The organism is Pedobacter sp. AC464 (assembly GCF_979253075.1).
Map to the genome: position 1 here is coordinate 1696386 of NZ_CEEDBV010000002.1, position 12601 is coordinate 1708986.

A 12601-nucleotide genomic window follows, 5' to 3' on the forward strand; every position below is an offset into this window, starting at 1 on the left:
TTTTTGGTTCAATCCCGTCCATAAAAGTGAGCTGCGGTTTTAATAACAAATGGCCCATGATTAAAAAACTACTCTTTACTACGTTTTGTGCTTTAACCGCATTCGTGTCTTATTCTTTTGGACAGCAAATTTTAAAAGTCGACAGCCTCTACAAGAAATCAAATAACATTTTCGTAAATAATGATACGGTAACGGTTCCACCTGTTATTGAAAATCCTCTACTGCTCAGCCAAAATTACATTTACAAGCTTCGTTTAGATTCAATTACGAAATCAATTCCTTTGCCGCACAATGAGTATGTGCAGCAATACATTGACATTTATGCAAAACGTAAAGATATGTTTGGCAAAATGCTTGGCCTATCAAATTACTATTTTCCAATATTTGAAAAAGCATTAAAAGATTATAATATTCCGCAGGAAATAAAATATTTAACCATTGTAGAATCTCAAATGGATCCACATGCGGTTTCTAGAGTTGGCGCCACGGGAATCTGGCAGTTTATGTTTGGAACCGGGAAAGCTTACGGACTTAAAATGGACAATTTTGTTGATGAACGAAAAGATCCTGTTCAAGCCAGTTACGCCGCCGCTGCGTATTTTCGCGATGCATTTGAAGAATTGGGGGATTGGCTATTGGCCATTGCAGCTTATAATTGCGGTAAGGGAAATGTAACCCGGGCAATTGATAAAGCTGGCTCCAGAGATTTTTGGGTAATCAGGCAGTATCTGCCAAAGGAAACACGTAACTATGTTCCGGCATTTATTGCTGCGGTTTACGTGATGAACTATTCTTCAAAACATCAGATTACGGAGCAGGCCTGCAACTTATTCTTAAAAACAGATACCATGCAGGTAAATCACTTTGTGTCTTTATCTGCGTTAGCCAAGGTTTTAAATATCGATGATGCCTCTCTTTTTGCATTGAATCCATCATACAAAAAGAAAATTGTTAACGGCACATCAGACTTACCAAAGCGGTTGGTTTTGCCAAAAATAAAAGGCGCCGATTTAGCTGCAATGTACGATGTACTTAACAATGAAGATCTCGATAATAAAATGCAGGTTATCCAGGCAAACACGGATGATGCTAGAGAACTTAGAAAGAAAAAACCTGCTTCTGTGAGCTCGTCGGCCATTATTTATTACAAAGTGTCGCCAGGGCAAAGCTTAAATACTGTTGCCGAAAAATACGGTGTTGAAGTGCAGGATTTAAAGGTTTGGAACAACCTGAAGAGCAAAAATATTGTGCCCGGCCAAAAGCTTAAGATTTACACCGCAAGGAAGACTATTCTAAAAGCTCCTCTTTTATACTCGAGCTATATCGTAAAACGTGGCGATACACTATCTGAAATTGCTGAAAAGTTTGATGGTGCTACAGTTCAGAACATCAAAAGAGATAACAGGCTGGCCAGAGCAGGTTTGCAGGTTGGCATGGTTTTGAAGATTAGTAAAGGCTAGTTTTTAGCATATTCGCTTCGAGCCAAAACTGGCGCTGATGCAAACAGGATTTGTGTAAACGATTTGCTTCGCCACTTCATTCATTTTCGTATTTATTTCAACCCTCCGTAAAAGAATTGTACCTTTGCACCGTCACTAGTTAGTTACAATTAATGAGTAATACGAACAGAAAGCAAGATGCCCTTGATTACCACTCGCAAGGGCGGCCGGGAAAGATACAGGTAGTACCAACAAAACCAACAAATTCACAACGAGATTTAACTTTGGCCTACTCGCCTGGTGTTGCAGAACCTTGTTTAAAAATAGCCGAAAATAAAGAAGACGTTTACAAATATACCGCAAAAGGAAACCTGGTTGCAGTAATTAGTAATGGAACCGCGGTTTTGGGTTTAGGTGATATTGGTCCTGAAGCCGGCAAGCCGGTGATGGAAGGTAAAGGTCTGCTATTTAAAATCTTTGCCGATATCGACGTTTTTGATTTGGAACTCGATACAAAAAATGTTGATGATTTTGTAAAAATTGTTAAGGCTTTAGAGCCAACATTTGGGGGCGTTAACTTAGAAGACATTAAGGCACCTGAGTGCTTTGAGATAGAGCGTCGGCTAAAACAGGAGATGAATATCCCTGTAATGCACGATGATCAGCATGGAACAGCAATTATTTCTGGTGCGGCATTATTGAATGCTTGTGAAATTCAGAAGAAAAAAATAGATAAAATTAAAGTTGTGGTAAGCGGTGCGGGTGCTGCGGCGGTATCCTGTTCGAAAATGTACTTGTCGCTCGGTGTAAAACGGGAAAACCTGGTAATGTTCGATATCAATGGTTTAATTGATATTCACCGCACTGATTTAGATGATATGCGGATGAGCTTCGCGACATTTAGAACAGATATAAAAACCATTGGCGACGCAATGAAGGGTGCTGATGTATTTATCGGCCTTTCTGCAGGTAACGTGATACAACCAGATATGCTTGTTGGTATGGCGAAAAACCCGATTGTGTTTGCAATGGCGAATCCAAATCCGGAAATTGCTTACGAACTTGCAGTTAAAACCCGCAAAGACTTGATTATGGCAACCGGCCGGTCTGATTATCCGAACCAGGTTAACAATGTATTAGGTTTCCCTTATATTTTCCGCGGTGCTTTGGATGTTCGTGCAACAACAATTAATGAAGCGATGAAAATTGCTGCAGTTAAAGCAATTGCAGAACTGGCAAAAAAATCCGTTCCCGAGGCTGTTAATTTAGCTTACAATGCAAGAAACTTAAAATTTGGCAGAGATTACATCATTCCAAAACCTGTTGATTTTAGGTTAATTACTGAGGTTTCTATCGCGGTAGCGAAAGCTGCTATTGAAAGTGGCGTGGCCCGCAAAACAATAACCGACTGGGATGCATACAGTGAAGAACTTAGAAAACGGTTAGGATTAGACGACGCAATTATGCGCTCGATAACCAATAAAGCCAAATCAGATCCCAAACGTGTGGTTTTTGCTGAAGCAGATAATTATAAAATCTTAAAAGCAGCCCAAATTGTTCGTGATGAGAAAATCGCAATCCCGATACTGCTCGGTAACAGGGAAAAAATACAGGCAATTATTGATGGACATGCTTTAGAACTGGATGGTGTTCAAATCATCGACCAGATGCAGGAGCCTGAGAAAACCAAAAAATACGCCAATGCTTTATACAAAAAGCGTCAGCGTAAAGGCATTTCTGAGCGTGATGCCATTAAACTTCTCAGAGATCGTAATTACTTCGGTGCCTCGATGGTTGAGTTTGGGGAAGCTGATGCTATGATTTCTGGTTTGACCAAAGATTATGGTTCCACTATAAAACCTGCATTGCATGTTATTGGTGCAGATCCTGAGGTGAAACGCGTAGCTGGTATGTACATGATGATGACCAAGAAAGGGCCAGTGTTTTTTGGAGATACAACTGTAAATGTAGACCCGACTGCTGAAGAACTGGTAGACATTACTTTGTTAGTCGAAAAATCTGTTAAACAATTCAACATCAAACCAAGGGTGGCAATTCTGTCTTACTCCAATTTTGGATCTAATGATGGCGTTGTGCCTGAAAAAGTTAGGAAAGCAGTAAATATCCTGCACAAGCAACATCCTGAAATTGTGGTAGATGGCGAAATGCAAGGTAATTTTGCAATAAACAATGAATTATTGAAAGATAATTTCCCGTTCAGTACTTTGGTAAATGCCCCTGCTAATACTTTAATTTTTCCTAACCTGGAGTCGGGTAACATTGCATATAAACTATTACAGGAGTTGGGTGGCGCCGAAGCAGTTGGGCCAATATTGCTTGGTTTAAATAAACCGGTGCATATTGTACAACTCGGCAGCTCTGTACGCGAAATTGTAAATATGGTTACGATAGCAGTTGTAGACGTTCAGGCTAAGGAAGACTTGGCCGGTACTTCAAAACGCAAAGGTATTTTTGCAAAAACGCCCGCAAAGAAGTAAATTGATTTTGGATTTTTCCCACAAGCATAAAGACACAGATTTAAAACCGTAAAACGGATGTACGCTTACATTGATGGTAAATTAACTTTTAAAAACCCGGCTTACGTTGTTGTAGAAGCCGGAGGAGTAGGCTATCACATTAATATTTCGCTAAATACCTACAGCAGCCTGGGTGATGCTGAGCGTTGCAAACTTTATACATGGCTTCATGTAAAAGAGGATGCGCATACTTTGTATGGCTTTGCAGATGAAGGTGAACGCAGATTGTTTTTACACCTGATTTCAGTTTCTGGCATTGGCCCAAATACCGGCCAGATGATGTTATCGTCTATTACGCCGGTAGAGATACAAACCGCAATTGTTAAGGCCGATTATGCGCTAATCCAGCGCATTAAGGGGCTTGGAGCAAAAACAGCTCAAAGGTTGGTGCTGGAATTACAGGATAAACTGAAGAAGGAGGGCGTAGATTCACTAATTTCTATGCCTCAACACAATACCGTTAAAGATGAAGCGTTATCTGCATTAGTAATGCTCGGTTTCGCCAAACAAACTGCCGAAAAAACTATCGATCAGATTTTAAAAGTAACAGAAGGAACGCTTTCGGTAGAGCAGCTAATTAAACAAGCTTTGAAAAATTTATAGATCTAACCGCCTTTGAAGAGAATATTTACCCTACTAATTCTCATCCCACTTTTATTTGCTTCTGAAAACGCCATATCGCAGGTTGTTACAGGCAAAGCGGACACCGCTATGTCTAAAAACAACTTTAGCCTCCGCGAAAAACAGCTTCTTGGATTAAACCCTACCACAAATCCCTTTTATCCGCTTCCTAACGGTTTGAAAAGGGTGGTGGAATACGATGCCAAAAACAAACGGTATGTTGTTAAAGATTTAGTCGGCGATAAATACGTTACCAATACTCAATATTTAACGGTTGACGAATACCAGCGCCTGGTGAATAGTGAGATTAAAAGGGGAAACTGGCGCAGTATTTCTAATGCGGAGGTTAGCGATTTCCGGAACACCGGCATTATTCCTAAAATACAGGTAAATACCAAGGCGTTTGAAAAGCTTTTTGGCGGTACAACCATCGATATTCAGCCTCGTGGAGAAGCAGAACTTACTTTCTTAGGTCGGGTAAATAAAAATGAAAATCCACTATTTAATGAAAGGCAAAGGGTTCAAACGAACTTCGATTTTAACCAGCGCATTCAAATGGATTTGGTTGGAAATATCGGAACAAAATTAAAAATCAAGAGTAATTACAATACGGAGGCGCAGTTTGATTTTGAGAACCAGATTAAATTAGATTATACCGGCGGCCCGGATGATATCATTAAAAAAATTGAGGCCGGAAACGTAAGTTTGCCCCTTAATACAAGCTTAATTACGGGAACCCAGGCGCTGTTTGGATTAAAAACACAGTTGCAGTTTGGTAAATTGAATGTAACCAGCGTTTACACGCAACAGAAATCTCAATCGAGAGAAATTAAAATTACCAATGGTGCACAATCTAATGAGTTCCGTTTAAGTGCTGATAACTATGAGGCAAACCGGCACTATTTTTTATCACAGTATTTCAGAAATACTTATAACAAAAATCTCGCAAATGCGCCGGTTATCACCTCTCCAATTCAGATAACAAAAATCGAGGTCTGGATAACAAATAAATCCGGTAGCACCACAGATTCGAGAGATGTTTTAGGCTTTCTGGATTTAGGTGAGAACGTACCCTACAACACTGCCCAAATTACTGGTGGCGGGTCTGCCTTACCCGGCGGAACGACTGCAACCGGATTTACGCAACAATCGAATAATTTATTGCAGAACTTGCCTCCGGGAGCTCGGTTTACTAACTCAAATGATGTAATCTCTTATTTCCAGGCAAATGGTGCTACTGATAACTTTGCGAAGCTTACTTACGCTAGAAAATTAACAGAACGGGAGTTCACTTTTCAGCCTCAGCTCGGCTACATTTCTTTAAACAATGCGCTTAATTCTGATGAAGTTTTGGCTGTTGCCTATCGCTATACATACAATGGAGTAGAGTATCAGGTGGGTGAGTTTTCAACCGATGTAACTTTTGATGCAACCAACCCGAAAGTTTTGTTCGCAAAGTTATTAAAGAATGAAACCACAAAAATTAATTTGCCAACCTGGGATTTGATGATGAAAAACATCTATTCAATTGGAGGTTATCAAATCAGCAGCCAGAATTTTAGATTAGATATTTACAGAATTGACAACGAAACCGGGGTGGAAAATCCGGTTATGACGGAAGGGCAGAACACCGCAAATAAGCAGTGGATAAGACTGGTCGAATTTGATAGGTTAAATCAGCAAAACGAGCGGAAATCGGATGGTGTTTTCGACTTTGTGCCGGCAAATAATGCTTTCGGTTCCGCAACAAATTCTTATACGGCAAACAGTTCCGCAACATTTGGTTCAAACTTTTCCGCTTCAGGATTATCCTCTCTAATTACAAACACCAATACGGGTTACATAACCATCGATCCGGCAAACGGGCGCATAATTTTTCCTATTATCGAACCATTTGGTAAAGATTTAGCAACTAAATTTCTTCCATCCGAACAAGCGTTAGTTGATAAATACACTTTTACAGCGCTTTACGATTCTACTCAAACCATTGCTAAACAACTGTTTCAGAACAAGAATCGGTACATTATCAAAGGTAATTATCAATCTGATGTTTCTTCAGAATTTAGTTTAAATGCCATCAACGTTCCGGAAGGCTCTGTAAAAGTTTTTGCGGGTACCATGCCTCTAACTGAAGGCGTCGATTTTACAGTCGACTATCAGGGCGGCCGCGTAAGTATTATAAACCAGGCGCTTCTAACTTCTGGTCAGCCCATTAGGATTACGACAGAAAACAACGAACTTTTTGGTTTACAGCAAAGGTCTTTGTTTGGAACGCGGTTAGATTATCGCCTTAATAATAAACTTAACCTCGGGGGTACCATTATGAACCTCACCGAGAAACCACTTACACAAAAGGTAAATATTGGTGAAGAACCTATATCAAACACCATCTGGGGTGCTGATATCAACTACAGCTCACCGTCAAGGTTTTTAACCAAGCTCGTAGATAAGTTGCCTTTAATATCGACCAAAGCACCGTCGAGTGTTACTTTTTACGGAGAATTTGCGCAACTGATTCCTGGTCACCCGAAAGCTCTTAATTTTGCAGGGAGTAAAAATGGTGTAAGTTACCTCGATGATTTCGAAGCTTCGAGGTCGGTTATTGATTTAAAAAGTGCCATTTCGTGGCAACTTTCTGGTACGCCTCAGTTGTTTAGCGAATCACAGTTGGTAAATGATTTAGCTTATGGCTACAACAGGGCTAGAGTAGCCTTTTACAATATAGACCCAACTTTTTACAATTCGGCGGCATCTACAACGCCTGCAAATATTCGTAACAATCGAAATGAACTTTCTAATCATTATGTTAGGGAAGTAATTGAGCAGGAAGTATTTCCGTTCAAACAAACGGCAACAGGCCAGGCCCTAAACATTGCAACGCTTGATGTTGCGTATTATCCAACGCTTCGCGGCCCATACAATTTTAGAACAACTGGCTTTAACAGAGATGGTACTCTATTAAATCCGCGAAATAACTGGGCAGGATTTCAACGCAAAATAGAAACAAACGATTTTGAGGCTTTAAATATTGGTTTTATAGAGTTTTGGGTGATGGACCCGTTTATTTATAAACCAAATTCTTCGGGTGGAGATCTGTATTTCAATTTGGGAAATATTTCTGAAGACATTTTAAAGGATGGCAGGAAAGCTTTGGAGAATGGACTGCCCGCAACTAACGACCCGACTAAGTTCGACGAAACAACCTGGGGACGGGTACCAAAATTGCAGCCGGTTGTTCAGGCTTTTGATAATAGTCCTGATGCCCGCAAGGCGCAAGACGTTGGTTTAGATGGTTTATCGAATGAAAACGAAAGGGCTAAATTTGCAGGGGCAATTAACTTAATTAAAGGACAGTTGAGCCCTGCTGCAGCGGCCATGATGGATGCCGATCCATCATCCGATGACTACACATATTTTAGAGGTCCGGCGCTTGATCAGCTGAATGCAGGAATTTTAAAACGGTACGAAAAATATAACGGTCCGGAAGGGAATTCGAAAACCGCTCAGCAGTCTCAGGAAGAATTGGGTATCGAGAATTCAGCTTCAACATCATTGCCTGATGGTGAAGACATCAACCGAGATAACAATATGACGCAGAGCGATGAGTACTTTCAGTATAAATTCTCGATGCGCCCGGCGGATTTAGTTGTAGGCCAGAATTTTATTACCGATAAAGTAACCTCGCAGGTTAGGCTTGCAAATGGTAATACCCAGGCGGTTTCCTGGTATCAGGTTAGAATTCCAATTGGCGATTACCAGCAAAGAGTTGGCGGAATTCAGGATTTTAAATCCATTCGTTTTTTCAGGATGTTTATGACCAACTTCGCCGATACTACCGTAATGCGTTTTGCAAAACTGCAGTTAATTAGAGGCGAGTGGCGGGAATTTAACGCTACAAATACAGCCGACCAGGTTATTGTAGATCCATCGCTGCCGTTATTAACGCCAGATAATTCGTCGATAGAAGTTTCTACTGTTAATATTGAGGAAAACGGCAAACGTTCTCCAATTCCATATGTTACACCTCCGGGAATCATCCGCGAACGCGATTACAGTAATTACCGTGGCGATACCCGCTTAAATGAACAATCGTTATCTGTAACCGTAAAAACATTGAGAGACGGCTATGGAAGAGCTGCATTTAAAACAGCTTATAGCGATTTCCGTTCCTATAAGCATTTAGAAATGTTTGTGCATGCCGAGGCGGTGAACAATCAGGTTTTAAACGATAATGACGTTGCCGCTTTTTTGAGGATCGGAACGGATAACCAGGATAATTACTACGAATATGTTTTACCATTAAAGGTAACTTCTCCAGGCACCACAGACCCTGATGCGATATGGCCTGCAGCAAACCAGATAGACATTGACTTAACATTGTTTCAAAATGCAAAGCTCGCCCGTAATTCGGCAAAGCAGGCAAATGGTTCGCCATGGCCAATAAATCTACCGTTTACGTATTCTGATGGGGTAAGAACGATTATCGTAAAAGGCCAGCCAGATATGAGTAAGGTTCGGGTTTATATGTTGGGTGTTAAAAACCCATTGCGGAGCCAGGTTAATCCCGAGGGCGATGATGGGCTGGATAAAAATGTTTTAGTTTGGTTTAATGAGTTGAGGTTAACTGAATTTGATGAACGTGGTGGCTGGGCTGCAACCGGGCGGTTAAATCTTAAATTAGCCGATTTTGCAGACGTTAACATATCAGGCAGCAAATCTACGATAGGTTTCGGTTCGATAGATTCAAAAGTCAGCGAGCGCAACCGGGCCGACAATACTTTGTTAGATGTGTCATCAGCCGTAGAATTGGGCAAATTTTTACCTCAGAAATCAGGTGTAAAAATTCCGATGTATGTAAGTTATTCGAAGCAGGTTTCCACGCCTCAGTATAATCCTAAAACACCGGATATAGAATTAAAAAATGCGCTGGAGCAAGCTACAAAGGCAGAAAAGGATTCGATTTTAAACTTTGCACAAGATTATACGGTTAGAAGGGGAATAAATTTTACCAATGTTCGCAAAGAACGTATAAATAATAGCAAGCCGGTAAGGCTTTGGGACATCGAGAATTTCTCCGCAAGTTACGCTTATACGCAATACGATCACCGCGACTTTATTAACCAAAGCAGTATTCAAAACACGTACAGGGGCTCGTTGCAATACAGTTATTCGCGGGAAGCGAAGAGTTATGCGCCATTTGAAAAAATCATAAAATCGAATATGCTCGCCATATTGAAGGATTTCAACTTCAGTATTTTGCCGAGCGCAATTAATTTCAGGGTTGATGTAGATCGACTTTATTCGGAAAATACGTTGAGAAATAACGATCCTAATAATGCAATTCCATTATTGCAAAGTGGTTACGGAACTACCTTTAACAAAAATTTCCGCATGAGCCGCATTTATGGCATTGCCTGGAATTTAACCCGCTCATTGCAGCTTGATTTTAATGCGACCAATTACTCCATTATAGATGAACCAGACGGCAGGATTGATGGTTTGAAACGCGATACAGTTTGGGAAAACTTGAAACGTTTAGGCCGTACGACAGATTATAATCACAATTTAAATGTTACCTATGCGGTTCCGATTAATAAAATTCCGGGTTTAAACTGGATTACTTTATTAACAAAATACGGAACAAACTTTAACTGGCAAACTGAACCTCTGGCAACCCTTATCGATCCGAATATAAATTTAGGTAATACCATACAAAATAGCAGAAATATCCAGGTAAACCCCACCTTAAACTTAACTACCCTTTATAACAAGTTTGGTTTCATCAGAAACGCGGGCAACATTCAGGGGGGCAGTAAAGCAAAGAATTTCTTCATCAACCTGGTAACCAGCTTAAAAAATGTAAACATAAACTACGTGCAAACAAAGGGTACGTTCTTGCCTGGTTACTTGCCAAGAAGCAGGTATTTTGGTATTGATAATGTAAGCGGAGCGCCTGGATTGGGCTTTGTTTTCGGCAGTCAGCGAGATATACGAGACATGGCCTTAAACAACGGTTGGCTAACAACTGATACTTTGCAAACGCAAATGTACGTGAACACGCTTCGGGAAGATTTTCAATTAACCGGACAGCTGGAGCCGATAAGGGATTTGAGAATTACTTTAAGGGCGAACCGTGCACAAACGAGAAATTTCTCGACCAATTTCAGATACGTAGCCAGTGTTTCTTCTTTCGAGAACTTAAGTGCAATTACAACCGGCGACTACAGCATTTCTTACATCACCCTGGGTACGGCATTCAAAGAAAGTAATGCCAATACGGTTTCTGCATTGTACAACCGCTTCATGTCTAACAGAATGATAATTTCGCAGCGTTTGGGTGGTCAAAATCCAAATTCAGCCGGACAAGCAAATGGATTTGCCGACGGGTATGGCAAAGAAAGTCAGGATGTCGTTATCTCGGCATTTTTAGCAGCGTACTCGGGGAAAGATGCTAGCACATCCTCAATGAACTCGTTCCCTAAAATCCCCCTACCAAACTGGAGTTTAACCTATAGCGGTTTAACGAGCATTCCATTTATTGCAGATAGATTTTCTTCAATCGATATTAAACATGGTTATCGTTCTGCATATAATATTAACGGCTACAATTCGCTGCTTCGCTATCAGGAAAATAACGGCTATTCGAGCGCAAGAGATGCCAATAATAATTTTCTTCCTCAGTTCCAGTTTGCTCAGGTTACGGTTTCAGAATACTTTTCGCCGCTAATTGGTGTAGATACAAGATTAAAAAACAACCTTACTGCAACTTTCGAATTAAATCGTTCGCGGTTGCTGGGTTTAAGCTTGTCAAATAGCCAGCTCGCACAGTTATCAGAAAATAATGTGGTGTTAGGTTTAGGCTATCGTACCACAAAATTCCGTTTTCCTTTTGGTTGGTTTAAAAGTTTAAAGATGGATAACAATATGGATTTTAAGCTTGATGTTGCCATTAGAGATAACAAAACAGTTATTTACCGGGCAGATGTTGAGGAAGCCGAAATTTCATCTGGCGCTAAGAACATTACCTTAAGACCTAGCGTTGATTATGTTTTAAATCAAAAGTTTAATATCAAACTCTTCTACGACTCTAACATTACGAAGCCTTATACGTCTCAAACCTTCAATACCTCATTTAGTAATTTTGGATTTAGTTTGAGATTTACTTTAAATTAATGGTGATATTTATGGTGAGAAAAAAATTGTCATTCATCTTCTTTCCGCTCAATCATAGGTTCTTCAGTTGTTAGTATATCGAAGAAATTATTTTGACCAATAATCCTGTAAAAGTCTATTTTCTGAAATTGCTAGCTACCATGTATTTTTTATATATGTTTTAGGAATTGGAGTCCTCTCTGAATTGAGATTTTTTAATTTGCCAGAAGTATGAAAAGCCTTCAAATTTCTCCTCCTTAAACTCATGATACTTAAATTTTAAATATCGTTATCCAATGCTGATTGATTAAATTCAGTTGAAAGGCCATTGATATGGTAATCGGCAAATGACAAAACGCTGTCGGTTAAGCTACATTTTGATCGTTTAGTGTCTTTAAATAAAGACATGATTATTTATTTTTTGTCGCATTATTCGATAACATACTCAAGCAAAATATTTTATTTTTTTAGTGTGTATAATGTACACTAAGGAGCTTAAAACAGGTTTATTCTTTCAGTGTTTAGGGTGCTGACAGATTATTAATGAAAATGGTACGCATGTTGTAAAAAGAGGTTAACCTAACTTTTGAAAACATGTTTAAGAAATATAAAACCCGAATTTTATTTGTAAATGGGGATGTCGTTATCCTCAATCAGATTCAAGATGGCCTCGATAAGTGTCGTGTATTTATTGATGGCATAGAAAAGGGATGTCTAATTGAGCGTAATGGGTTTCTTGTGCCAGTTGATGACGCTAAGATTCAAGCCTCAATTATTGAAGAAATAAATAACCTCGCAAGAGGGTCAATTGCCGCTTAATCTAGAACTCTTTACTTATTGCCAGTCCATCTT

The 12601-nt window shown here is 39.8% G+C and carries 6 protein-coding genes; 5 read left to right on the plus strand and 1 reads right to left on the minus strand.

What is annotated here, in order from left to right; genetic code table 11:
• Positions 1–56 precede the first annotated feature (56 nt).
• The 4 genes from AC0IWT_RS18300 to sov all read left to right on the plus strand — a co-directional run bounded on the left by AC0IWT_RS18300 (position 57) and on the right by sov (position 11770).
• Positions 57–1460: a lytic transglycosylase domain-containing protein gene (locus AC0IWT_RS18300; protein WP_471798258.1), complete on the plus strand. Its 1404-nt coding sequence runs from the start codon at positions 57–59 to the stop codon at positions 1458–1460.
• Between the two features lie 152 nt (positions 1461–1612).
• Entirely contained in the window at positions 1613–3937 is a 2325-nt protein-coding gene (locus AC0IWT_RS18305; protein WP_056872044.1) for an NADP-dependent malic enzyme, read from the plus strand.
• A gap of 57 nt (positions 3938–3994) precedes the next feature.
• Positions 3995–4579: a Holliday junction branch migration protein RuvA gene (gene ruvA, locus AC0IWT_RS18310; protein WP_471798259.1), complete on the plus strand. Its 585-nt coding sequence runs from the start codon at positions 3995–3997 to the stop codon at positions 4577–4579.
• Positions 4580–4591: 12 nt separating this feature from the next.
• The gene (gene sov, locus AC0IWT_RS18315) at positions 4592–11770 is read left to right on the plus strand and encodes a T9SS outer membrane translocon Sov/SprA (RefSeq protein ID WP_471798260.1); all 7179 of its coding nucleotides are present in this window, start codon (positions 4592–4594) and stop codon (positions 11768–11770) included.
• A 258-nt stretch (positions 11771–12028) separates the two neighbouring features.
• On the opposite strand, the gene AC0IWT_RS18320 is transcribed toward sov, so the two are convergent.
• Complete coding sequence (locus AC0IWT_RS18320) at positions 12029–12157, minus strand: hypothetical protein (RefSeq protein WP_471798261.1); 129 nt, start codon at positions 12155–12157, stop codon at positions 12029–12031.
• A gap of 186 nt (positions 12158–12343) precedes the next feature.
• Here AC0IWT_RS18320 and AC0IWT_RS18325 point away from each other — a divergent pair, with 186 nt between their 5' ends.
• A complete protein-coding gene (locus AC0IWT_RS18325) occupies positions 12344–12568 on the plus strand; it encodes a hypothetical protein (RefSeq protein ID WP_471798262.1) in 225 nt (74 codons plus the stop codon).
• Positions 12569–12601: the final 33 nt, after the last annotated feature.